Here is a 23,901-nt window from a genome sequence, read left to right as displayed (position 1 = left end):
ACGACGTGCCGCACTCAGAGGTAGGACTGCAGCTCACCGCGCCGGCGAACGTCCGTGGTGGCGCAGTGGAAGGAGCCGCCGAAGCTGTTGAAGTTCCGGAACGGGCAGGGAATCGGCGTGATGCCCCAGCTCTCGGCGAGTTCCTGCATCGGCCGGTCCTCGGCCTCGACCAGCATCTTGGTCTCGTCCAGCATCAGGATGTTCATGTTGATCCACTTGCTGGTCATGTACAGCGGGTGGCCGTCCGGGATGACCGGTTCCGGCGCCCGGCGGATCTCCCAGTTCTTGAACTGGTGCGGCACCTCGACCACCCGGTCGGGGTGGATGAGCAGCTTGCCGGGGGCGAGCGGCATCAGGCTCGCGTCGATGTGCATCGGGTGGTCGTCGACCAGATCGACCACGTGCACCTGGTACTCGTCGCCGATCTCCCGGCGCACCCATTCGATGCCCATCATGTTGGTGACGTGGCTGCGTTGCACGAAGATGTCCCGGCCGCACCGGATGAAGTCGGCCGCGTCGAAGGTCGGCTCGAACTCGGTGATCACCGACCGGAACGGCTCGCCGTCCGGCTGGTCGGTCCAGCCCTCGACGTACAACTCGTCGCTGAGCTCCGGGCGCGGGCAGGCGGACCAGCGGGCGCCTGCGCGGAAGTACTCCTTGAGCAGCGGTCGATAGGCGGAACTGGCGAAGTAGCGCGAGCGCCAGGCCATCGGCGCCTCGATGATCCGCTCACCGATCACCAGCAGCAGGTCGCGCGGCATCGCGTCGTAGAGGCCGGTGCTGGTCCAGCCCGGCGCGCCGTACGACTGGCCGTGGTCGCGCGGGTCCGGCCGGCGCACCCGTACTCCGTGGTTCCGCAGGATCTCGACGAGCTGGTCGAGCTCGTCCCTGGCCGCGGCGATCTGGTCGGCCGGGAACGGCTTGCCGGCCCTCTCCCGGAACACCGCCCGCTGTTCCGGCGAGAGCGGCGCGGCGGTCACGGTGTCGTACGGCGGGAAGTGCGCACCGTCGACGGTGCCGACGATGACCTCCTCCAACGGGTCCCACTCGTTGTAGGCACTGACCGGTGACCCGGTCGCCCCCTCTGGCTCAGACACGGTTCTTCCTCCGCTCGTCGGTGTACAGGGTTCCGCCGGACCACACGTACGGTGTGCCGCCCCAGGCGGTGGCGGTGACGACGTCGGGGAAGAACCCGTGCCCCGACAGGTTGGCGCTCGTGTTGCACAACAGGGGGATCCCGCTGATCCGGTGGTACTCCTCGAGCACCCGGCCGACCCTGGTGTGCGGTGTGTCCGGCCGGATGGTCTGCAGCCGGGCCGTCCCGTCGAGGTGCAGCACGGCCGGCACCCGCTCCGCCCAGCCGGGACGCAGCCGGTGGTCGAAGAGCATGTACGGGTCGGCGCCACCGGGGTCGAAGACGGCCGACGCCTCCGACTCCAGGCAGATCGGCGCGACCGGCCGGTACGGCTCCCGGTGCTTGATCCGGTTCAGCTCGTCCTTCATGGCCGGCGCCACCGGGGCGGCGAGGATGCTGCGGTTGCCGAGTGCCCGCGGGCCGAGTTCGGCCCGCCCGTCGACCACCACGACCGGCTCGCCGGTGGTGTGCAGCAGTGCGGCCAGTTGCGCCTCGTCGCACGTCCGCGCCGTCCAGCCGGGCATCGGCCGGCTCGGCGTGACGGCCGGGCCGGAGTAGACGTTCCACTCCAGTTCCGGATCGCCGCCCTGGCTCAGCACCTCGCAGAGGGCCGTGCCGATGGCGGCGCCGGAGTCGTTGGTGAACGGCGGCACCCAGACTCCGGTGAACAGCCCGCTGGAGCGGATCATGCTGTTCCACTTGATGTTGAGCGCGCATCCGCCCGCGAGGCAGATCGGCAGCGGTGCGGGCAGTTCGAGCCGGGCCACCGCGTCGGTGAGCGCTCCGACCAGCATCCGGCCGATGAACTCCTGGCAGGAGGCGATGAGGTCGGCGCTCGAGTGCGACGGGAAGAGCGCGGCGCAGCGGGCGGCCAGCGTCGTGCCGATCTCCGGGCCCATCGACTGGCCGCCCAGCTCGGCGACGAGTTTGTCCAGCGCCGCCAGCACGTCGTCGTCCACGGCGCCCAGGCCGGCGTACGCCATCGCCTTGCCTGCCGTGCCCAGATGGTGTTCGACGATCTGGACCTCGGTGAGGCCGTCCAACGGCCGGTGGAACGGCTCCAGTGCCAGGCAGAAGTACGTGAACACGTCGCCGACCAGGCCGAACAGTGGACCCAGGTACTCGCCGGTCACAGGTCGGCCGGGGCGCACGAGGTACAGCCGGGGCAGCGTGCCGCCGTCCCAGACCAGACCCAGGGCGGTCTGTCCGGCGAACGGACCGGTGCAGTAGCCGGCGTACAGATGGTGGCTCGCGTGCGGGTAGCTGCTGTATCCCCCGGCCAACGGGCTGCCGGCGATGCCGGCGAAGGTGTACCGGGGCGGCGGGGCGGGGGCGAACGGGTCGGCGGCGTACGGCGCGGTGGCGACGCTGACCGGTCTTCCCCCGGACAGGGTGTCGATCAGGGTCGGCCCGTCGTCCTGCGACCACCATCCGTCGATCACGAAGCGGTCCACGTCGGTGACGTCGAGCCCGTGATCGGCCAGGACGGCGGGAATCCGGTCGAGGTCGCCGAGCGCGCTGTAGCGCCGGCCGTTGCCGAGCTTCTCCATCTCGGCGCTGAAGACCAGACGCTGCCCGTCGAGCACGGCGATCGCGCCGTCGTGGGACACCTTGATCCCGCAGACGATCATCGCTGGGACCTGCTCATGGCCGCCCGTAGGCCGGCCGGCCGCATGTCGGTCCACAACTCGCCGATCCGGGCCAGACAGTCCTCCCGGGACGCCGGCTCGCCGACCGGCGTCCACCCGGCCGGCACCGGTCGCTCCGACCGCCAGATCGAGTACTGCTCCTCGTCGTTGCGCACGACTACGTACGTCTCCTGCGTGTCGGTCATGACTGCCCCTCGTTCTCGGTTCGGACGGCGCGCAGTTCCTGGGACGAGTGGACGCGACCGGACAGCATCTCGATCTCGATCTCGATTCCGACGGTGGCGCCCGGCGGATCGGCCGACGCCGCCGGGTCGAACCGGGCCAGGTGCGCGGTGATCCTGTCCTGGTCGCTCACCAGCCGGACCCGCCCGCGGACGTTGACCGACATCGGCCTGCCGGCCGGTGGCCGGGCCGATGCCGGGTCCGGGTCGAACACCGCCAGCACCTTGCCGCCGTCGCTCAGCGGCATCGGATCCGTGCGGTCCAGCACTCCGAACAGCACGCCCTGCCGGCCGCGGGTGCGATCCAGGATCAGCGGCAGCCGGGTCACGACCGGGAACTCCGAAGGCCCGGCACTGACCACGGTGCCGGAACCACACCGCTGGATCTGCGCGACCATGGCCTCGGAGTCGTCCTGCGCGGCCGGGAACGCCCGCGCCATCGAGCCGCCGTCCTTCGCGATGGCCGTGATGATCTGCTTGGACCGGAACGGCAGCAGCGACAGCAGCGTGTCGCCGAGCCCGTGCGTCGTCTCGGCGAGGCCCTGCACGTACAGCCCGCAGGTCAGCTCCTCGGTGGAACGCGCCCGGTGGTCCTGGGAGACCACGGGCCTGCCGTTGTCGTCGATTTCGAGGTACGGCAGGACGTCCCGGTACATCTGCGCGTCCAGGACCCGCCGGTATCCGGTGGCCAGCACCAGCCCGTCCGTGCGCAACTCGTGGGATCCGGCGCCGAAGCGGCTGTGCACGCCGATCCGGACCCCCGCGCCGTCCGGGTCGGCCGAGGTCAGCCGGGAGCCGTCGTGCACCACCAGCCGGGTCCGGCCGCGTACCTCGTCCGCGTAGACCAGTCGGTACAGGCCGTCGAGGAAACCCGCCTCCACCACGCCGTAGTTGGTGTTGCGCAGGCGGGCTGCGTAGTCGCGCCGGTTCTCCTCGCTGCGGGAGTAGAACTCGTCGGCGTTGGCCTCGAAGAACTGCTCGTTGGCGAACGGGTTGTTGTCGGTGGCGCGCAGCGAGTACCCGGGCAGGACCAGGTGGACGCGGGCGTTGCGGTAGCGGTCCAGCAGATAGTGGGTGATCTCGCCCGCGCTCTGCCCGTCCCCGGCGACCGCGAACTCCCACTCCCGGTCCTGGGCGGTGAAGGTGCCCGGGAACTGGGACAGGAACTTGCTGGAGTGCACCACGGCCGGGCCGGTCGCCACCCCGGCGGGCACCATGGGCACGCCGCCGAGCGCGTGCACCACGTTACGGGCGTGGTACTCGACCACCTCACCGGTGGCGGTGTCGGTGGCCGTCACCCGCAGCAGCGACAGCGTGCCGTCGTCGTCGCGGACCGGGGAGACCGCGGTGACCGCGCAGCGGTACCGCACCATGCCGGCGAACTGACCGCCGACCCACCGCAGATAGTCCTGGAACTCCAGCCGGGTCGGCCGGAACTCGGAGAGGTTGACGAACTTCTCCAGCCTCCCCTTGGCCTTCTGGTACGCGAGGAAGGTGAACGGGCTGGCGAGATTGCGCAGGGACACCAGGTCCTTGAGGAACGAGATCTGCATGCGGGCCCCGTCGATGAGCATGCCCTCGTGCCAGCAGACGTCCGGCGAGCGCTCCAAGAACAGGCAGCTGCGATCGGGGGCGATCTCCTGGGAGGCGATCGCTAGCGCGATGTTCGACGGTCCGAAACCGAGACCGATCACATCGTAGGGTTCGTCCCGCGTGCCGAGATCCTTCACGTACTGGCTCCTTCCTCGACGACGTACCGGCTCATCCGACGGGCGGTGCCGCTGGCGGGCGCCGGCCGACACGCCCCGTGTCCAGGAAGCCGACCAGGGCCGGCACCGGGGAGACCACGCGACCGGCTTCGTCCAACCGTTCCTGGTACTGCTCGGCGACCTCGGGCAACCGGCTCCAGTGCGTCGCGGGGCGCAGGTGGTGCTCCTGGTGGTAGCCGTCGTTGAAGGTCAGCAGGTTGTACAGCCGGCCGTAGTGGCTCACCGAGTTCGCGTACTGGCTCTCCGGCTCCGCGCCGAAGTGCCGGTAGTAGTTCTGGACGTTGACCAAGGTGAACGCGAGCGCCACCGAGGGCAGGTAGCACAGCAGGGTCCACTGCCAGGACAGGACGGCCAGCAGCACCGTGAACGCGAGCTGCCCGAGCCGGTCGTACCTGACCTGGGCGAGTTCGGCGGTGCGGCGGATCGGGTTGCGGGCGGCCAGTTCCAGCAGCGTGGTCTCCCGCCGGCCGACCGCGCACCCCCGGAGCAGCGTCGTCCAGGTGACCACCCACTCCTGAGCCGAGGAGGCCAGGCCGCGGACCAGGTACCACCACAGCGGGGCGTGCCCGTCGTCGCGGCTGTAGCGGTAGGTGGAGGTGATGTCGGCGGTGGTTCCGTCGCGCTTGCGGTCGTTGTTGTACCGGTGGTGGTTGCGGACGTGCGTCAGGTGGTAGCCCGCCACCGACTGCGCGATGTTCGCGGAACTCACTGTCGACAACACGGAGTTCAGGCGGTTGTCGGTGAACCAGGGCTGATGGACGAACAGGTGCGTGACCACGATGATCGAGTACGTCATCATCAGCGTGACCAGGGCCGCGGAGGCGAGCCGCGGCCACAGGCCGTCCGGTGTCAGCGCGGCCAGCGCGATCGTGCCGGCGAACTGGGTCAGAGTGATTGCGAGCAGGGCGGAGTCGGCCGGGCCATTGCGCCAGAACTGTCGCGGTTTGGCGTCGACCATTTCACCAGCACCTTTCGTACGCGTGGCGGACCCGCCCGACGATGCACCGAAGCAGTGGTTCCCGGAGCACATGCGTATACGTCGGTAATTCGGGCCACGGGTTGTTACGGAGACCGGGATACGGCGACGACGCTAGCCATGGCCGGAACTGTCAACGATGTCCGCTCATCGAAGTGGAGCGGTCACTCGGCCGGAGCCGGCCCGGGCATGGGGGCTCGCGGCTCGAGCTCCGCGAGCATGCTCAAGGATGCGAACCGGCTTCTGGCCCCGGAGGGCGCGTCCGACTTCGAAGGGTCACAGTGCCGCGCCCGGCGTCCAACTGTTCCCAATCGGCATTTGGGTTGGGAGAAATGTGTGCGAACAGCGGTGCGCCGCACGGTCGTCGGACCGTGCGGCGCGTAGTTGTCCTTGTCCCGGCCCGGTCCGTGCGGATGCACGCCGGAGCGCGTGGCCGTCAGGCCAGCTTGAAGATCAGCTCGGTGACGGTGGCCTGGCGGCCGGGAGCGAACGAGTCCTCGCTGCCGATTCGGACGAACGCGTTGCGTTCCAGTACCCGGACGGATCCGGAGTTGTCCTCCACGGCCCGGGCGTGGATCGGCCGCTCCGTCACCTCGTCGAGCAGCGCCGCGACGGCCGCGGTGGCCACGCCCCGGCCCCACCAGTCCTTGCGGATCCAGTAGGTGAGCTCCGTGTCGCCCTCGATCGGGAAGGTGGCCACGCTGCCGACGACCTCGCCGTGGATCTCGATGACCCTGTTGACGATCGCGTCGTCGGCCAGGATCTTCCGGTACTTCTTCCCGAAGGCCTCGGCGTCGCGGGCGGTCCTGGTATCGGTGAAGGCCGCCAAGTGCTGTGCTGACTCGTCGAGTTGGATCTCGAAGAGTGCCGGGATGTCGTCCTCGGTCAGAGGCCGCAGCGAGATGTCCCGGGCCGCACTGTCAGTCATCACGCCTCCGCGTCGGACGGAACGACGCATCGTTCCTCATACGAATCGAGCCGAGGCTAGCATGTCGGGCCGTTGGCTTCGGGGCCCGAAAACCGACCGGCGGCCCGCAGCCCTTTTACGGGACACGCCGCCTCGTCGGCGCGGCATTAGGTTGCTCGAAGGGAATCCGGCCGCAGGGCCACATGCTGGCGAACGGAGGTCGTCTTATGGTGCGGCAAACCGAGCTGTTGACGCCTCAACTTTCCGACTATCACGATTTCCTGGACCGCGGGGAGATGAGGTATCTCCCCTATCTGATGTACTTCAACAGGCCGAACTTCCGATCGGCGGCCATCAACACGGACCGGTGCGGCTTCCGCGTCTCGCACGGTCCGGACGGGCCGGGGTCCGTCGGCGGCGACCGGCTCGGCGGGCCGGTCCGGCTGCTCGTGGGCGGTTCGGTGTCGCTGGGTTACGGCGCCACCGACGACAGGGCCACGATCGCCTCCCGGCTCTGGTCGCAGCACGCGCCGAGCAAACCGTGGTTCACCTTCGGCGCCCCGTACCTCAACTCCACCCAGGAGTTGCTGCTGTTCATGCTCCACCGGCACCTGCTGCCGCCGATCGACGAGATCGTCATCATCAGCGGCTTCAACACGCTGGTCATGGGACAGCTCACCGGGATGGACGTCGGCGGCCAGGAGCCGTTCTTCTTCTGCAACGAGTACTTCGAGAAGATGCAGGAGCTGCGCGCGCGGTACGCCAAGCCGGCCAGGACCAAGCAGTGGCGGACCGGCCCGAGGCCGTCGTCGCAGAAGGTCACGCCGTCAGCAGCCCGCCCGACGACGGCCGGAATGATCCGGTCGGCGGTCGACGTCACGCTGCGGAACCTCGACAGCTGGCTCGTGATGGCTGCCGCGACCGGCGCCCGGGTGAGCTTCGCGCTCCAGCCGCTGGCGACCTGGCTGCGGGAGACACCGGCGCCGCAGGAGAAGCTGCTCTTCGACGAGTTCGACAAGCTCTCCGACTACGGGACCTGGGAGGAGCGCTACGGCGACGTCGGCAGCATCGCGACGGGCGCCGCGTATGCCGAGGCCCTCGGCGAGGCCTGCGCGCGCAAGGGCGTCCCCTTCGTCGACACGCTCTCCCGGCTCGCCGCGGTGGCGAAGCCCTCGGACTGGCTCTTCGTCGACCGCGGACATTACACCGACGAGGGCAATGACGTCGTCGCGCAGGTGCTGGCCGAAAGCCTCGAGCTGACGTGAGGTCCGGATGTCGACCCGAAGTGAACTGAGGTGACTTCTCCATGTCGTTCCTGCGTGCGGTGATGGCCAGGTTGTTCGGCCGCCGCAAGAAGAAGGCGAAGGCCGATGCCTCCATCTACCCGATGTTCTGATCAGGCGATGGGTGACGACGGGCTGACGTTGGCGGTCCGGACGGTGTTCGCGCGGGCGTGCGAGCCGGAGGACACTCCGCTGCCCGACACGCTGCGGCCCGCGATCGCCGACGAGCTGGATCGGGCCGGCCACGAAGGCGATCCGCGGTGCGGTCTCCCGGCGGCCGCCGCCTGGGCCGACGCCGAACGGGCGCGCTTCACCACGCTGTTCGCCACCGCGGAGCGCCAGGGCTGTGCGGACGTGCTCGTCCGCCGGGCGGTGCTCGCCTGCGCGCCGCTGGCCTCGACGACAGGCGCCTGGCTGCAATGGATGAGCGAGCCGGGCAACGCCGAGGAACCGGTCACCCTGCGGGCGCTCGCGCTGTTCGCGGCCGATGTCGGCGCCGGGCATCCGGGCGCGTCCCGGGGCGACGCGTACCTCGCCCTGATGCGGCACGTCCGGGTGGCCGTGCACGCGCGCCCGGCCGCCCGCCTGGCACACGACCGCCGGATCGCCGACCCCTCCTTCTACCTGCCGGCGCTCGCGCTGACGATGAGCCGGCGTCCGGACGCGTACCGGGGCGAGATCATCGGTCTTGATCTCTGCTCGCGTGCCGTCGGGCTGCCGCCCCCGCTCGCCGGCGTCCGGACCCGGCGTCCGGAGGCGGTGGACTGGGCGGCGCTGGACCCGGGCCGCGCGCGCGGGCCGGGCCTCGCGCCGGCGCTCGACGACGCACGAGCCGTGGCGGCCGCGTTCACCGAGGCGGTCGGCCCGGCCGGAACGACGGCGATCGAGCGCGGCTTCGCCTGGGCGTTCGCCGCCCTGCGCCGCTGGAGCGACGAGGTGTACCGGGAGCTCGACGCCGCTCGCGACCCGTCCTTCGAGATGGCCGAGCTGATGCGTTCCCGGGCCCGCGAGGCGTCGGCCTATCACGACCGGTTCGTCATGCGCGGGCGGCCGCTGAAGCAGTGGCTCGCCGAGGCCCGTACCGACCCGGCTCCGTTCCTGGCGGCGCTCGCCGACAGCCGCCTCGTGCGGCCGGGCCGGTCCGGGGCGAGCCGGCTCACCGGCGAACTGGTGTCGGAGAGCGGCCGGATGTTCCGGGTGTTCCCCGACGCCGACCTGGACGTCATCAATCGGTGGATCGATGCGCTGCCGGCCGATCCGGCCGAGCGCGCGCGGCTGCGGCCGGCCGCACACCAGCCCCGGAGCATCGGGTTCCGGCCGGCTCCGGACACTGCGGGCGACACCGGCGCCGCTCCCGCCGATCTGCGGGAGGCGTACACCCGGCTGTTGCGGCGCACGATCAAGCCGGCCACCCGGCGGTATGCGCTGCGCTACGTCGAGGGGTGGCTGGCCCGCTCCCGCCACGGCATGAAGCCGGCCGCCCGGTCGCTGCCGGCCGAGCCGCCGGCGGACGGCCTGCGGCCCTGGCTGCTCGACCAGCACGACCTGCACAACAGCGAGTTCCAGGCCGGCTCGGACTCTCCCCTGCCGGACCGCGCCGAGCTCATCGACTCGACGCTGCAACTGGCACCGCTCACCCTGATCGACGGTGCCTGGCTGGCCGGTCACACCGACTATCAGCTCGCCTCAGCCGAGCGCGGCCACTTCCTGTTCGAGACCTACTGGGACGAGCTGGGCAACGGCGAGCCGAAACTGAACCATCCGCTGATCTACCGCGCCGTGTTGCGGGAGATGGGCATCGACCTGCCACCGACCCGGTCGCCGGAGTTCGCCGCCTGGCCGGCCTTCCGGGACCCGTCGTTCGAACTGCCGGTGTACTGGCTGGCGATCGGCAGGTTCCCGCTCACGTTCGAACCGGAGATCCTCGGCCTGAATCTGGCCATGGAACTGTCCGGTGTCGGCGGCAGCTATCGCCGCGGCCGGCAGGCACTCGAGCAGTACGGCTTCAGCACCGCGTTCGTCGACGTCCACAACACCATCGACAATGTCGCGACCGGGCACTCCGCGTGGGCGGCGGACGCCGTTGACGGCTATCTGGCGCAGCAGGCGCCGGCGGCTCGAACGGACGCGTGGGACCGGATCCGGACCGGGTACCGCTCGCTGAACCCGCCATCCGGATTCTGGGCCCGCAACGCGGCTCGTCGCGCCCGAGTGGAGGCTTCCGCACATGTCTGACCTGGTTCTCGGTATCTCCGCGTATTACCACGACAGTTCCGCGGCGCTGGTGTCCGACGGCCGCCCGGTGGCGGCCGCGCAGGAGGAGCGCTTCACCCGTCGCCGCCACGACTCCTCGTTCCCGGCCCACGCTGCCGCCTACTGCCTGGACGAGGTAGGCGCCACGCTCGCGGACGTGTCGGCGATCGCCTACTACGAGGACCCGGCGCTCAAGTTCCGCCGCGTCCTGGCGACCTATCTCGGCGCGGTCCCGTTCGGGCTCGCCTCGTTCCGCGACACCCTGCCCGACTGGTGGTCGTCGAAGCGACGGATCACCGACGTGGTCCGTCGCGAGCTCGAGGGCCTGGACCGCGGACGCGTACCGGAGATCATGTGCCGGCGGCACCACGAGTCGCACGCCGCGTCGGCGTTCTTCGCCGGCCCGTACGAATCTGCGGCCGTGCTGTGCATCGACGGTGTCGGCGAGTGGGCGACCACCTCGGTCTGGCACGGGCAGGGCACCCGGCTGAAGCCGATGGCCGAGATCCGCTTCCCGCACTCGCTCGGCCTGCTCTACTCGGCCTTCACCTACTTCTGCGGATTCAAGGTGGACTCCGGCGAGTACAAGCTGATGGGCCTGGCGCCCTACGGCGAACCGCGGTATGCCGACCTGATCCGCGAGCGGCTGATCGATGTCAAGCCGGACGGGTCGTTCCGCCTGAACATGCGCTACTTCGAGTTCCTGCGCGGTCAGGTGATGACCGGTCGCGGATTCGAGAAGCTGTTCGGCGGTCCACGCCGCGAGCCCGAGGGCGAGCTGACCCGGCGGGAGTTCGACCTGGCCGCGTCCGTGCAGCTGGTCACCGAGGAGGTCGTCCTCAAGCTCGCGCGGACGGCGCGCGAACTGACCGGCGAGTCGCGGCTGTGCCTGGCCGGTGGCGTAGCCCTGAACTGCGTGGCGAACGGAAGGATCGTCGCCGACGCGCTGTTCGACGAGGTCTGGATCCAGCCGGCGGCCGGCGACGCCGGCGGTGCGCTGGGCGCGGCCCTCGCCGTCGCGATGGATCGGGGCGCCGGGCGCGCCCACGTCGGGACCGGACGCGACGCGATGTCCGGGGCGCTGCTCGGACCGGAGTACGACGACGACCGGATCGCGGCCTACCTGACCGCCGCCGGCATCCCGCACCGCCGCCTCGAGCCGGCGGAGCTGGCCGCCGAAGTCGCGAAGTCGATCGGCGCGGGGATGGTCGTGGGCTGGTTCCAGGGCCGGATGGAGTTCGGCCCACGGGCGCTCGGATCGCGGTCGATCCTGGGAGACGCCCGCGATCCGCGGACCCAGTCGGTCATGAATCTGAAGATCAAGTTCCGGGAGTCGTTCCGGCCGTTCGCGCCGTCCGTACTGGCCGAGGACGCCAAGGACTTCTTCGACCTGCCGCAGGACAGCCCGTACATGCTCGTGGTGGCGCCGGTCGCGGAGGCGGCCCGGCTCGCCGTCGAGACGGATGACGGCCTGACCGGCATCGACCTGCTCAAGGTGGCCCGGTCGGTGATCCCGGCGGTCACGCACGTGGACTACTCGGCGCGCGTGCAGACCGTCGGGCCGCGGGACAACCCCGGCTACCACCGGCTGCTCACGGCGCTCAAGCGGGAGACCGGCAGCAGCGTCGTGGTGAACACGTCGTTCAACGTCCGCGGCGAGCCGATCGTGAACACGCCGCACGAGGCGTACACCTGCTTCATGCGGACCGACATCGACGTGCTCGCGCTCGGCGGGTTCCTGCTGCACAAGTCCGACCAGCCCGAGTGGAAAGAGGACCTGGACTGGCGCGCCGAGGTGCCCCTCGACTGACCGGCCGCCGTCCGTCCCGTAACGAAGGGGTTCCTGATGCGCAATGCCCTGCTCACTGTCGCGTACGTCCTGCTCGTGATCCCGACGGGCCTGGTGCTGCGGGTCCTGCGCGATCCGATGCGCCGGTCGAGGTCCCGGCGCCGGCAGAGCTACTGGCACAGAGAGGTCACGCGCGGCTGAAGACCACCTGGTCGGCGATGGTCCGCTCGATGGCGCGCACCGCGGTGAGCACCGCTTCGGGCCGCTCGGCCAGGCCCTCCACCACGCCGAGCGTGCCCTGGCTGCCCAGCCGCCAGTCGACCCGGTCACCGGGCTCCGCGGTCAGGACGACCGAAAGGACGTCGGGGCGCTCGGTGAGGTGTTCCACGTTGCCCCAGGAGGCCAGCCGCCAGTCACCGACCGGCGGCAGGATCTGGTAGCAGAAGGCGGCCGCGGCAGGCTCCCCCAGCGACACCTCGGGCCGGCGGCCGACGGCGACGCCGAACGCCAGCCGGACCGCCTCCACGCCGAACGACCGGTGCAGCAGGACGGCCACGTAGCCGCCGAGGCGGGCGTTCACCTCGATCACCACGGGCCCGTCGGCGGTCAGCTTCAGCTCGACGTCCACCCAGCCGTCCAGCAGGCCGAGAGCGTGGCAGGCCGCCGCGGCGATCCGGTGGACCTCCGCCTCGACCGACGCGGGCAGCAGACCGGGCACGAAGAAGCCCTGCTCCCGGAACGGTTCCAGCAACGGCAGCCGTGAGTTGAGCACCTGGCACGCGACCGTGCCGCGCCACAACAGGATCTCGACCGACACATAGTCACCAACGCCGGGGCCGGCCACCGACGGGCAGCCGACCAGCATCTCCTCGACCACGAACTGGTCGGCGTCGCCCGAGGCGAACGCGTCGGCGGCGTAACGCACCGCGTCCTGCGGGGTGTCCAGGCGATACGTCTGCCGGCTGGCCGCCCCCCGGACCGGCTTGAGCACCGCGGGCGCGCCCACCGCGGCGAGCGCCTCCACCGCCTGGCCGGGCCCCGTCAGCAGCCGGAACCGCGGCACTCGAAGCCCGCCCTCACGCAGCCGCTGCCGCTGGACGTGCTTGTCGGTGGCGGCGAGCACCGCGCTCGCCGAGTGGTACCGCAGGCCGAGCCGGGACGCCAGCCGCTGCGTGAGCGGTAGATCACGGTCGGAGAAGGCCACGATGCCGGCCGGGCGGCGAGCCTCCAGCACCGCGGCGCCGGCCACCTCGTCGGTCACGTCCACGACCTCACCGATGACCGCGAGCAGGTCGGCCAGTCCGTCCGTCAGCTCATCGACGGGCACCGCGAACAGGAGGTCGTAGCCCTCGGCGTCGGCGGCCAGTTCGAGCGGGCTGGCGGCGCCGGACGTGTAGACCACCACTACGGTCTCGTTCATGCGCCGACCCGTGCGGCGTCGTCGTGCTCGCGTTGCGCGGGCAGTGCACGGTAGATCTGCCCCAGGCCGCCCAGGACGCCGCCCAGCCGCGGCAGCGCCGCGTACACCGGGTCGCGGCTCAGGATCGCGTCGACCGCGCGCAGCCGCCACATCGGCGTCCGCGGGAACAGGTGGTGGACCAGGTGGAAGCCCTCGCCGTCGGTCTCCCCCAACAGGAACCGGGTACCCCATCCGTAGACCCGGTTCCAGGACATGTAGATGTCCACCCGGGGCGCGGTCTCGATCAGCGGGAAGTGCTCCATCAACTCGGCCACCGCACCGATCCACACCTGTGTGGTGACCAGCGGCACGAACCAGAGCAGCACGAGCCACAGCCACCAGCCGCCCAGGACTGCCCAGATGAGCACCCCCGCCAGCAGGGCCACCCGCAACGCCCGCTCGGCCGGCCGTTCCCCGGCCGCCAAGATGCGGTGCCGCAGCAGGTAGAGCACGTACGAGGCGGTCGCCTTCGGCGTCACCACCGTGCGCAGGTACCGGCGCAGCCCCTTGCGGCTCAGGTTCTCCCCGCACAGCGCGTTGTCCCGGTACTGCCGGTAGTCCGGGTCGCGGTCCGGGTCGCCCAGCCGGCCGTGGTGCTCACCGAGGTGCGAGTTCCGGTAACCGGTGTAGCTCTGCAGCACGGGATATCCGCCGAGGACCACCCCGATCACGCCGCCGGCCCGGTGGTTGGCCATGAACACCCGGTGTGTCGCCATGTGCAGCATCCCGGCGATTCCACGCTGTCTGCCGCCGATGAAGAACACCGCCACGAGGTACACCGGCAGCGCGAGCCACCACGGTGTGTGCTGCCACGACAGCACCGAGGCCGCGCACCAGAACGCGATCCAGGTCCAGTGTGTGACGGCTTCGAGCGGACCGTGCCAGTTGTCCGGCCGCGACGCGGCCCGGACCATGACCATGATGTCCGGCGCGAAGCGGTAGCGCTTGACTAGATCGGAATCGGCCACGGTCCCTCTCCCCACTCAGTGATGTCCAACCGGCGGCTCTCCCCAGTCAGACATCCGGGAAACGATGTCGGCAACCAGGTCGGCCTCCCGAGCCCGGAGGTAGAAGTGATCGCCGTCGAACGCCCGCCACACGGCGCTGCCGGAGGTCAGCTCACCCCAGGCGGCCAGGTCACCCGACACGTCGCCGGAGTCGCCCTGGCCCCCGTAGGCGGCGATCGGGCACCTCAGCCGCACCGGTTCGTCGCGGTGGTAGGTGAGGGACGCCCGGACGTCGGCCAGCAGCGCCGGCAGCACCAGTTCGCGCAGTTCCGGGTGTTCGAACACCGCCGGATCGGTCCAGCCGGACTGCCGGGCCTCGGCCTCGACGGTGGCGTTGTCGAGCGCCTCCTTCGGTGGCGCGGACCGCTGCGGGGCGAACTGGCCGGAGACGAACAGACCGGCCGGATCCGGCCCCTGACCGGCCTCCATGCGGACCGCGACCTCGTAGGCGACGAGGCTGCCCATGCTGTGCCCGAACAGGAACAGGGGCCGGTCGGCGTACGGCGCCAAGGCCGGGGCCACCGCGTCGGCGATCTGCGTGACCGACGACATCAACGGCTCGGCCAGCCGGTCCTGGCGGCCCGGGTACTGCACGCCGATCAGCTCGATCCTGGCCGGCAGCCGGGCGATCCACGGGCTGTAGGCGCTGGCCGTGCCGCCGGCGTGCGGCAGGCACACCAGGCGCGCCGACGGGTCCTGGCGTGGCCGGGGCCGGCGCAGCCAGCGCGTCGATGCGCCGGTGGTGTCCGATGTCGAGGGTGCGGTCATCGAGGGACTCCCGTCAGTCGCGGGTCTGAAGCCAGAATCGGCTTGTGATTCTTTGCGAGGGATGTGTCTGGGACGGACTTGCGATGGATAGTGCCCCGGCCGACGCGCCGGTCGCGATCGGTGGGCGGCTCGACCCGGCCACGATTCTCGGCGGCTACCGGCACGGCACGTACCCGATGCCGGCCGCGACGGCGGCTGACATCGAGGTGAATCACGCCCTGTACGAGGATTCGGTGGCATCCGGGGCGACCGTGGTGCTCGACTCGCCGCTGCCCGACCCGTACGCGCTGGTCTGGTGGTCCCCGGATCCCCGGCCGGTCATCCCGTACGGCGGGTTGGCCAAGGCGCGCAGCCTGATGAAGTTGTTGCGCAACCGGCTGACCTGGACCACCACCGCGAACCAGGACTTCGCCCGGGTGCTCGCCGAGTGCCGCCGGGACCGCGTCCCCGAGTGGCTGACCACCGAGCTGTGCGAGGGCATGATGGTGCTCAACGAGCTGGGCTGGGCGCACAGTGTCGAGGTGTGGGAGGACGACGAGCTGGTGGGCGGTGCCATCGGCATCGGCGCCGGGGAGGTGTTCGTTCTGGACACCTGCTTCCACCGGCGCAGCAACGCGTCGAAGGTGGCGCTGCTCGACATGGAGCACCGGCTGGCCGGCGCCGGCGTGACGCTGCTGGACGTCGAGTGGGACAGCGATCGGAGCCGGCGGCTCGGCGCCGGGCCGCTGCCGCGCCACGAGTTCCTGGCGACTCTGGCCCGCGGCAGCGATCCGATACCGCTGGCCGGCGGGGTGGAGCCGGCACGGCGCCTGGGGTTCCTCCGCACGCCGGGCTAGGTGTTGCCCCATAAACAGGTGAGTCCCGCGCGTCCGGCCACATGGTCAGGATTGTCGAAGACCGTGTGTCTTCGTTCGACCATCAGGGCCGTGACAAGAAACGGAGCTGTTCCAGTGCCGGTCAACACCTCTAGATCCACACTTGAAGCCGGGACCTCCACGGGTGTGCAGCCGTGCACGCAGTCGCCCTCCGACCGGGACGACGTCGTCGTGCAACTGCCACTCTCCGCCATTCGCGATGCCGACTCGCCGCGATCCGCTGGCGTTGACCTGGCATACGCGAGATCGATGGCCGAGATCGAGGCGGACCTGCCACCGATCGTGGTGCACCGCGAGACCATGCGCGTCATCGACGGCATGCACCGGCTCACCGCCGCCCGGCTGCGCGGCGAGCAGGAGATCCGCGCGCAGCTGTTCGACGGTGACGACCACGAGGCGTTCCTGGTCGCGGTCCGGCTCAACGTGTCGCACGGCATGCCGTTGACGCTCGCCGATCGGCGCGCCGCCGCGGTCCGGATCATCCGGAGTCACCCGCAGCTGTCCGACCGGGCGATCGCCTTCACCTCCGGGCTCGCCGCGAAGACCGTCGGTTCGCTGCGCCGCGGGATCGACAGCCCGCCGGTCGAGGCACGCATCGGCCGTGACGGCCGGGTACGGCCGATCAACGGGGCCGCCGGCCGACAAGCCGCGGCCGAGCTGATCGCCGTGCACCCGGAGGCGACGCTGCGCCGGATCGCTCAGGAGGCCGGCATCTCGGTGGAGACCGCGCGCAGCGTCCGGGCGCGCCTGCGGGCCGGTGAGGACCCGGTGCTGGACCGGCGGACCCGGCCGGAACGCGGCGACCGCGACGTGGACCGGCAGATGACGGTGAAGCTGCCCGAGGCCGACCCCTCCCAGGAACTGCGGTCGCTGCTGGACAGCATCCAGCGGGATCCCTCGTTGCGTTACACCGAGTCCGGTCGGGTGCTGCTGCGCTGGCTGGGCCCGCGGGTGCTGGTGCCCGACGAGATCCCGCTGACGCTGAGCCACATCCCGCCGCACTCCCGGCTCAATCTCACGTCGCTGGCGAGATCGTGCGCGGCGGCCTGGATCCAGCTCGCGATGGGGCTCGAGGACGAGTACGGCAACACCGCGGTCGGCGAACTGTCCGGCTGAGAACGCGGAAGGACTGCGACGGGCCGGTGTCCACCAGGACACCGGCCCGTCCTCGTGCCCGGCATTCGGCGGGCCCGTGTGCCGTTCGACGCCGCCGGCGCAGCCCGTCGGCCACCGCCGCCGCAGGCAGGGCAGTGCTGTGCTGTGCTGTGCTGCGCCGAGGCTCGCGTGCTTCCAGGTGGCAGCCTGATCCGGTCCGGGTGCGCGCAGACCGGGGTGCCCGATCTCCCGGCCGGATCGGGTCGGCGTCGTCGGCCGGTCCGCCACGTCGAACGCGCCCGGCCGGAACCACCGGGCCGGGCCGGCCCGGCAGAACGGAGAGGTCCGCCGCCGCTACCCGCTCATCTCGGGTCCTCCTCGCTCAGGCGGGCGGCGAGGCCGGCCACGGTCGGCGCTTCGAAGAGGGTACGCAGAGCGACCGTGCGCCCGACGAGGTCCCCGACCTTGTTGACGACCGCGACCGCCAGCAGCGAGTGGCCACCGAGTTCGAAGAAGTTGTCCCGCACGCCGACGCGCGGCACGGCCAGCACCTCCGTCCAGATCGCGGCGATGCGCTCCTCCAGTGGTGTGCCCGGTGGCTCGTACTCGGCCGCCCCGGCCCATTCCGCCTCGTCGTCCGGCCGTGGCAGCAGCGCCCGGCTGAGCTTCCCGCTCGGCGTACGCGGCAGTTCCGTCACCGTCAGATAGGCCGCCGGCACCATGTAGTCGGGCAGCCGGTGGGCGAGGAAGGCGCGCAGCTCGGCGGCGGCCGGCGGGGCCTGCGGGTCCGGGACGACGTACGCGACCAGGCGCCGGTCGCCGACGCCGTACCGGTGGGCGGCGACGGCGCACTTCAGCACCTGGGGGTGGCCGATGAGGACGGTCTCGATCTCGGCGACCTCCACCCGGAACCCGCGGATCTTCACCTGGTCGTCGAACCGGCCGACGAACTCCAGCCGCCCGTCGGCGTTCCAGCGGACCTGGTCGCCGGTGCGGTACATCCGGGCGCCGTCGCCGAACGGGTCGGGCAGGAACCGTTCCGCCGTCAGCTCCGGGCGGCCCAGGTATCCGCGGGCCAGCGGGGTGCCGCCGACGAACAGTTCGCCGGTCACCCCGGGCGGCACCGGCCGCAGCTCGGAGTCGAGCACGTACGTCCGGGCGTTGTCGAAGGGCCGGCCGATCGGTGGCAGCGCCGGCCACTGCGCGGGGTCGCCGCCGAGCCGGTGCGAGGTGGCCAGGTGCACTTCGATCGGCCCGTACTGGTTGAACAGCGCGCAGTCGGGCAGCCGGGTGAAGAACTCCCGGATCACCGGGGTGGCCTGCAGTTGCTCGCCGGCCGTGAGCACCGCCCGCAGTGACTGCGGGAACCGGCCGAGGCGCACGGCCAGTTCGGCCATGCCTTGCAGGGCCACGAACGGCATGAAGACCCGCTCGATGCGCTGCGTCTCGATGACGTCGAGCAGACGCTCGAAGTCGTGCCGGACCTCCTCCTCGACCAGGACCAGCGTCTCGCCCGCCGCCAGCGTGGTCAGCATCTCCTGATAGAAGATGTCGAAGCTGAGCGCCGCCCACTGCAGGGTTCGCCCGCGGCCGCCGGGGCCCTGGCGCTGCTGCCACCGCACCTGGTTGAGCAGGGCCCGGTGGGACATGGCCACGCCCTTGGGGCGGCCGGTGGACCCGGACGTGTAGAGCACCCACGCGATGTCGGCCGGGGCGGCCAGGTTCGCCGGGCCGGTGGCGGCGCCTGCCGACGGGCCGAACACCAGTACAGGCGCGTCCCCGTCCGGGCCGGCCGCACCGTCGTCCGACCGGATCACCAGGCGCAGCGCCGCGTCCTGCGCGATCAGCTGCTGGCGCGCGGCCGGATAGGTCGGGTCGATCGGGACGCAGGCACCACCGGACTTGAGCACCGCCAGGTTGGCGACCACCATGTCGAGTGAGCGGGGCAGCGCGATGCCGACCCGCTCGTCGGGGCCGACGCCCAGCTCCCGCAGCTGCCGGGCGAGGGCATTGGCCTGCTCGTCCAGTTCACGGTAGGTCAGTTCCCGGCCGCCGAACACCGCCGCGACGGCGGTCGGTGTGGCGGCGACCTGCCGCTCGACCACCTGGTGCAGGCAGATGTCGTCGTCGTACCGGGTGACCGGGCCGTTCCAGAGTTCGAGTACCTCGTGCCGCTGCGCGGCCGACATCAGGGGCAGGTCATCGATCGGCACGTCCGGCGTGGCGACCACCCCGGCGAGCAGAGTGACCAGGTAGCCGGCCAGGCGCTGCATGGTCGCGTGCTCGAACAGCGCGGTCTGGTACTCCAGCCCGACGGCCAGCTCCCCCGCCTCGTTCTCGTGGGCGAAGAGCGTGAGGTCGAACATCGCCTTGCGCTCGTCCGGCTCGATCGGGGTGACGGTCAGCCCGTCGAGCATGTCGAACGACTCGGACCGCAGGTAGGTGAACAGCACCTGGAACAGCGGCTGCACCGCCAGGTCCCGCTGCGGCCGGAGCTCCGCCACCAGGCGGTCGAACGGCGCGTGCCGGTGCTCGTAGGCCTCCAGCAGCCTGGGTTGGATCTGGCCGAGCAGCCCGGCGAAGGTCGGCCGCCCGGCCAGGTCGGCCCGCACGACGACCGGGTTGACGAAGTGGCCGATGTTGGCCTCGACGTCCGGGCGCGCCCGCCCGTCGACGATCGTCCCGACGCTCACGTCGCTCTGGCCGCTCCAGCGGTACAGCAGCGTGTGAAAGGCCGTCAGCATCACCGTGAAGAAGGTGGCGCCCTCCCGCCGCGCCAGCCTGCGCAGCCCGTCGGCCACGTCGGCGGGCACCGGCACCTCGACCATGTCGCCGTCGAGTTCGGCGGTGGCCGCCCGGGGCCGGTCGAGGGGAAGGTCGAAGGTGTGCGGTGCGCCGGCCAGCCGCTGCCTCCAGTAGTCCATGTGCCGCTGCGCCTCGGCGTCGTCCCGGCTGTTCTGCCACAGGGCGTAGTCGCCGTACTGCATGCTCAGTTCGGGCACTTCGGCTGTGGTGCCGGTCCGGTACGCCCGGTAGAACGTCCGCAGTTCCTCGTAGAGGTTGGCGTGCGAGGGCCCGTCGAGCACCAGATGGTACGAACGGAAGACCAGCACGTGCTCGGCCGGCGCGAGGCGGATCAGCTCGGTCCGGAAGTTCTGCGCCACGGAGATGTCGAACCGGTACTCGGCGTACATCCGCTTCCGCTCGTCGAGCCACTGTCGCTGCTCGGCGGCGGACAGGTCGGAAACGTCGAGAAGGGTGAAGCGGGGATCACCGGGCGGGTCCACGACCTGGACGCCGATGCCGTCGCGCGCCGGGAAGGCCGTACGCAGTATCTCGTGGCGTCGCATGATCTCCGCGATCGCCGACCGCAACGCCGCCACATCCAGATCGCCGGTGATGCGGTGCAGCGCCGTCTGGTTGTACGCCGCGCCCAGCACGCCCATCTGCTCGAGAAACCACATGCCTTGCTGGTGGTCGGAGAGCGGGATGGTGTCCGGCCGGGCGGCCGGCGCCGGGGCGGCGAGCATCGTGGCGATCACCTCGTCGCGCCGCTCGCGAAGCACCGCCAGCCGTTCGCTGTCGAGCGCGCCGGCCGGCCGGTAGCGCAGCCGGCCCTGCTGAATCCACAACTGCACGCCGGCCACGCGCAGTTCTTCCAGGAAGTCGGAGATCGCGATCACGGGCTGCCCCTTCTCGACGGACCGCTCAGCGGGTGCTGAGCGGGCGCAGGTCGGTCCAGTGCTGCGTGACGTAGTCAAGGCACGCCTGCCGGCTGTCCTCGCCGTGGACGAGCCGCCAGCCGGCCGGCACCGCCCGGCGGCTCGGCCACAACGAGTGCTGCTCCTCGTCGTTGACGAGCACCAGGAAACGGCCTTCCGGGTCGTCGAACGGGTTCATCTCGACTCCTCTCTCATCAGGGGTGCGAACGCGTCGGCCGAGCCGGACTCGCCATCCGGCCCGGCCTGTTGCCGGGGGTAGACGAAGGGCAGCAGCAGACCCGCCATCGATGTGGTGATCAGCGCCATCAGGACCAGGAGCGAGTACAGGCGCTGATCGAGCAGGCCGATCTCGAGACCGACGGCCAGGACGATCAGCTCGGTGAGCCCCCGGGTGTTGACCAGCAGGGCCAGTGCGACGCTGTGCCGGGGTGACACCCGGACGACTCGCGCGGCCACGTAGGCGCCCGCCATCTTGCCGCCGACCGCGATCAGCAGGATCAACAGCAGCAGGCCGAATTCCCCGGCGTCCAACCCGGACAGGTTCACCGCGAAGCCGGCGACCACGAAGAAGGGGGGCAGCAGCACGGTCCGGTCGACCCGCTCGGCCCAGGGCAGCACGCGCTCACGCAGGCCGGCGCCGCCCGAGCGGGGCATCACCGCGCCGAACAGGAACGCGCCGAAGATCTGATGCAGTCCCATCCACGAGGTCGCCGCGGACGACAGCCACAGTGCGCCGGCGATCGCGACCAGCAGGCCGGCGCCGAGGGTGGTCCGGGCCGCGGGCCCGCTCTTCCGCCCGGCCGGGCGGCGCCGCGCCAACCTGGCCAGCGCCGGTCGCACCACCCCGACGAGAAGAGCCACGAAGGGCACCACCAGCAGCATCCGCCAGGGCGGCTGGTTCCCGTACGAGAGGGCCACCAGTACCGAGAGCATCGCCCAGGCGAGGACGTCCCCGACCGCGGCCACGGCCAGCGCCAGACCACCGATGGGCGTGTCAATCAACTGACGGTCGGTCAAGATCCGTGCGAGCACCGGGAATGCGGTGATCGACAGCGCCGTGCCGAGGTACAGGCAGAAGAGAACCGCGGTCTTCCCGGACCGGTCGCCCACGAGTCCCATCGCGAAGAGGCTGCCAAGGACGAACGGCACGACCACGGAGCCGACCGACGACGTCAGGACGATCCGGCCCTGCCCGCTCAGACGGCTGTCGGCCAGATGCAGCCCCACGAAGAACATGAAGACGCAGATGCCCACGGTGGCGATCGTCGTGAGCGCCGGACGGATTTCGGCCGGGAACAACGTGCGCGTGATCGCGCCGTGGAGCAGGGTCGGGCCGAGCAGGATGCCGCCGGCGATCTCGCCGATCACCTCCGGCTGGCCGATCCGTCGGCAGAGAAGCCCCAGGACCCGGGCGACCGCGATGATCACCACCAGTGCGAGGAGCAGCGCCGCAACCGTGCCGATAGCCACCGGTCAGTCCCTTCGCGAGCCCACTGTGTGATCGACAGTAGGCAGGACCGGCCGGAGCTGCGCAGTCACGTGAACCAGCGACAGGCGCCGCCGCCGGCAGCTCCATCCACTGTGGCTGCAGCATCCACGCATGTCAGAGGGGAATGGAACCGATCGAAGCAAGCGATCTTATGGCTGTCGTCGAAGCAGGTCCATGTCCCCGATTGACGCGACGAGCGGGCGTCCCCGGAGGGTCTGATAATTGCTAGCGGCTATAGATCACGGCCGCTTGTTCGATATATCGTTCAGTTGTTCCGGAGTCCGGTGGACCAACCGGTCGCATTCCCGCCGGGCGATTGCACGACAGCGGGCAGACCCATGGTCCGCCTGCCACTGGCCTGTTAGACGATGGAGAACGCCATCCCAGGTATCTACGGGGGAATTGTGCTTCGCGTTGATGCTCTGATCAGCAGTCCGGTCTATCTTGTCGGCCTCATACAGATTCTCTCCAGTGAAGGGATCTCCATCGTCTCGACCCGCCATTCTCCGACCGAGCAGTTGTCTTGGCTCGCCGACGCGGCCCTGATCGACGACGATGCCCTCGGGGCGGCGAACGGTCTGGACGACATCGCCGAGGCGGCCCGCACCACGGCGGTCCTGGTCCTCCTCAACAGCTGGTCGTTGTCGGCCGAGGAGTATCTGCGGGCGGGCGCCATCGGTGTGATCCACAAGCACCAGTCGGGCGAGAGTCTGATCGCGGCGCTACGAACCGTGACGGCCGGCGTCCAGGTCTTGCCCGAGGGCCACGCCACGAAGTGCCAGGCGGCACGCCCCGACCCGCTCGCGCTGAACCTCTCCGGGCGCGAGGAACAGGTGCTCGGCCAGATCTCCCGGGGACTGACCCACGGGCAGATCGCCACCCGGCTCGGCATCAGCCCGCACACCGTCGACACGTACGTCAAACGCATCCGCGCCAAGCTCGGCGTCGGCAACAAGGCCGAACTCACCCGGGTCGCGCTTCTCAGCCGGCTGGCGAAGTCCGCCGCCTGACCGAAGTCCGCCACCTGGCCGAAGGCCGTCGTCGGAGCACCGTGGAGGGCACATGCACGTCACCGTTCATCCACCGGATCAGCGGGTCGCCGCCGAACTGCATGCCGTCGAGCGCCGCCGACAGCGGGCACTCGTCGACGTCGATCTGGACGCCCTGGACGAGATCTTCGACGACACGCTGGTGCACACCCACGCGCACGGCATCACCCACACCAAGACGCAACTTCTCGAGCACACCGCCGGCCGGCGCCCCTACCTCGACATCACCCGGGGCGAGTTGCTCATCCGGCTCGTCGGCGACGTCGCGGTCGTCACCGGCCCGCTCACCAACCTTCTGCGTACGCCGGACGGCGGCGAACGCACGCTCGCGGGCGTGGCCACCCAGATCCTGCACCACCACGACCGCGGCGGCTGGCGGTTCATCAGCTTCCAGATGACCCCGTTCTCCGAGCGGAAGTGACGTCATCCTTCGCGTTCCGCATGCAGGCACAGTC

Annotated in this window: 20 protein-coding genes; 8 read left to right on the top strand and 12 right to left on the bottom strand. The window is 70.7% G+C overall.

Annotated features, from left to right (window positions below; all coding sequences use genetic code 11):
- Window positions 1–14: 14 nt before the first annotated feature.
- From FHX80_RS28595 to FHX80_RS28570, 6 genes are all read right to left on the bottom strand, one after another.
- Window positions 15–1,097 (bottom strand): amidinotransferase, encoded by a 1,083-nt coding sequence (locus FHX80_RS28595; protein WP_145766833.1) that lies wholly within the window; start codon window positions 1,095–1,097, stop codon window positions 15–17.
- The gene (locus tag FHX80_RS28590; protein WP_145766832.1) at window positions 1,090–2,766 is read right to left on the bottom strand and encodes a carbamoyltransferase N-terminal domain-containing protein; all 1,677 of its coding nucleotides are present in this window, start codon (window positions 2,764–2,766) and stop codon (window positions 1,090–1,092) included. The genes FHX80_RS28595 and FHX80_RS28590 overlap by 8 nt, the downstream gene beginning before the upstream one ends.
- Entirely contained in the window at window positions 2,763–2,969 is a 207-nt protein-coding gene (locus FHX80_RS28585; RefSeq protein WP_145766831.1) for an MbtH family protein, read from the bottom strand. Before FHX80_RS28585 ends, FHX80_RS28590 begins: the two co-directional genes overlap by 4 nt.
- A complete protein-coding gene (locus tag FHX80_RS28580) occupies window positions 2,966–4,735 on the bottom strand; it encodes a SidA/IucD/PvdA family monooxygenase (RefSeq protein WP_167523679.1) in 1,770 nt (589 codons plus the stop codon). Before FHX80_RS28580 ends, FHX80_RS28585 begins: the two co-directional genes overlap by 4 nt.
- Window positions 4,736–4,766: 31 nt before the next feature.
- Window positions 4,767–5,732 (bottom strand): fatty acid desaturase family protein, encoded by a 966-nt coding sequence (locus FHX80_RS28575; protein WP_145766829.1) that lies wholly within the window; start codon window positions 5,730–5,732, stop codon window positions 4,767–4,769.
- Window positions 5,733–6,186: 454 nt separating this feature from the next.
- The gene (locus FHX80_RS28570; RefSeq protein WP_208764749.1) at window positions 6,187–6,678 is read right to left on the bottom strand and encodes a GNAT family N-acetyltransferase; all 492 of its coding nucleotides are present in this window, start codon (window positions 6,676–6,678) and stop codon (window positions 6,187–6,189) included.
- Between the two features lie 206 nt (window positions 6,679–6,884).
- Between FHX80_RS28570 and FHX80_RS28565 the strand changes: the two genes are divergently transcribed.
- The 4 genes from FHX80_RS28565 to FHX80_RS34880 all read left to right on the top strand — a co-directional run bounded on the left by FHX80_RS28565 (window position 6,885) and on the right by FHX80_RS34880 (window position 12,183).
- Window positions 6,885–7,922: an SGNH/GDSL hydrolase family protein gene (locus FHX80_RS28565; RefSeq protein ID WP_145766828.1), complete on the top strand. Its 1,038-nt coding sequence runs from the start codon at window positions 6,885–6,887 to the stop codon at window positions 7,920–7,922.
- 138 nt (window positions 7,923–8,060) lie between these two features.
- Window positions 8,061–10,175 carry an iron-containing redox enzyme family protein gene (locus FHX80_RS28560; RefSeq protein WP_208764748.1) on the top strand — a complete coding sequence of 705 codons (2,115 nt, stop codon included), beginning with the start codon at window positions 8,061–8,063 and terminating at the stop codon, window positions 10,173–10,175.
- Entirely contained in the window at window positions 10,168–12,003 is a 1,836-nt protein-coding gene (locus tag FHX80_RS28555) for a carbamoyltransferase family protein (RefSeq protein ID WP_145766826.1), read from the top strand. The genes FHX80_RS28560 and FHX80_RS28555 overlap by 8 nt, the downstream gene beginning before the upstream one ends.
- Before the next feature lie 36 nt (window positions 12,004–12,039).
- On the top strand, window positions 12,040–12,183 hold the full coding sequence (locus tag FHX80_RS34880) for a hypothetical protein (RefSeq protein ID WP_167523677.1): 144 nt from the start codon (window positions 12,040–12,042) through the stop codon (window positions 12,181–12,183).
- Here the strand turns inward: FHX80_RS34880 and FHX80_RS28550 are convergent.
- From FHX80_RS28550 to FHX80_RS28540, 3 genes are read right to left on the bottom strand one after another with little or no spacing between them, the layout of a single operon-like run.
- Window positions 12,170–13,402, bottom strand: a complete 1,233-nt coding sequence (locus FHX80_RS28550; protein WP_145766825.1) for an ATP-grasp domain-containing protein — start codon at window positions 13,400–13,402, stop codon at window positions 12,170–12,172. The genes FHX80_RS34880 and FHX80_RS28550 overlap by 14 nt on opposite strands.
- Window positions 13,399–14,409 (bottom strand): fatty acid desaturase, encoded by a 1,011-nt coding sequence (locus tag FHX80_RS28545; protein ID WP_208764747.1) that lies wholly within the window; start codon window positions 14,407–14,409, stop codon window positions 13,399–13,401. The genes FHX80_RS28550 and FHX80_RS28545 overlap by 4 nt, the downstream gene beginning before the upstream one ends.
- Window positions 14,410–14,424: 15 nt before the next feature.
- Entirely contained in the window at window positions 14,425–15,216 is a 792-nt protein-coding gene (locus FHX80_RS28540) for a thioesterase II family protein (RefSeq protein WP_145766824.1), read from the bottom strand.
- Window positions 15,217–15,299: 83 nt separating this feature from the next.
- Here FHX80_RS28540 and FHX80_RS28535 point away from each other — a divergent pair, with 83 nt between their 5' ends.
- Both FHX80_RS28535 and FHX80_RS28530 read left to right on the top strand, forming a co-directional pair.
- Entirely contained in the window at window positions 15,300–16,052 is a 753-nt protein-coding gene (locus FHX80_RS28535; RefSeq protein ID WP_145766823.1) for a leucyl/phenylalanyl-tRNA--protein transferase, read from the top strand.
- A gap of 288 nt (window positions 16,053–16,340) precedes the next feature.
- On the top strand, window positions 16,341–17,207 hold the full coding sequence (locus tag FHX80_RS28530; RefSeq protein WP_446447080.1) for a ParB/RepB/Spo0J family partition protein: 867 nt from the start codon (window positions 16,341–16,343) through the stop codon (window positions 17,205–17,207).
- Between the two features lie 341 nt (window positions 17,208–17,548).
- Here FHX80_RS28530 and FHX80_RS28525 read toward each other — a convergent pair whose 3' ends face one another.
- Genes FHX80_RS28525 through FHX80_RS28515 form a run of 3 tightly spaced genes read right to left on the bottom strand, consistent with a single transcriptional unit; the run spans window position 17,549 to window position 22,378 of the window.
- Window positions 17,549–20,869: a non-ribosomal peptide synthetase gene (locus FHX80_RS28525; protein ID WP_145766822.1), complete on the bottom strand. Its 3,321-nt coding sequence runs from the start codon at window positions 20,867–20,869 to the stop codon at window positions 17,549–17,551.
- 25 nt (window positions 20,870–20,894) lie between these two features.
- Window positions 20,895–21,086 (bottom strand): MbtH family protein, encoded by a 192-nt coding sequence (locus tag FHX80_RS28520; protein WP_145766821.1) that lies wholly within the window; start codon window positions 21,084–21,086, stop codon window positions 20,895–20,897.
- The gene (locus FHX80_RS28515; RefSeq protein ID WP_145766820.1) at window positions 21,083–22,378 is read right to left on the bottom strand and encodes a cation:proton antiporter domain-containing protein; all 1,296 of its coding nucleotides are present in this window, start codon (window positions 22,376–22,378) and stop codon (window positions 21,083–21,085) included. The genes FHX80_RS28520 and FHX80_RS28515 overlap by 4 nt, the downstream gene beginning before the upstream one ends.
- A 537-nt stretch (window positions 22,379–22,915) precedes the next feature.
- Between FHX80_RS28515 and FHX80_RS28510 the strand changes: the two genes are divergently transcribed.
- The gene (locus FHX80_RS28510) at window positions 22,916–23,407 is read left to right on the top strand and encodes a response regulator transcription factor (RefSeq protein WP_208764745.1); all 492 of its coding nucleotides are present in this window, start codon (window positions 22,916–22,918) and stop codon (window positions 23,405–23,407) included.
- Window positions 23,408–23,459: 52 nt separating this feature from the next.
- Window positions 23,460–23,867 carry a nuclear transport factor 2 family protein gene (locus FHX80_RS28505; RefSeq protein WP_145766818.1) on the top strand — a complete coding sequence of 136 codons (408 nt, stop codon included), beginning with the start codon at window positions 23,460–23,462 and terminating at the stop codon, window positions 23,865–23,867.
- The last annotated feature ends 34 nt before the right edge of the window (window positions 23,868–23,901 follow it).

The sequence above is a fragment of the Streptomyces brevispora genome, assembly GCF_007829885.1.
In the GTDB taxonomy this organism is placed as follows: Bacteria; Actinomycetota; Actinomycetes; order Streptomycetales; family Streptomycetaceae; genus Streptomyces; species Streptomyces brevispora.
The sequence above is the reverse complement of the archived record's forward strand: the minus strand, read 5'-3'. Positions and strand labels throughout refer to the sequence as shown.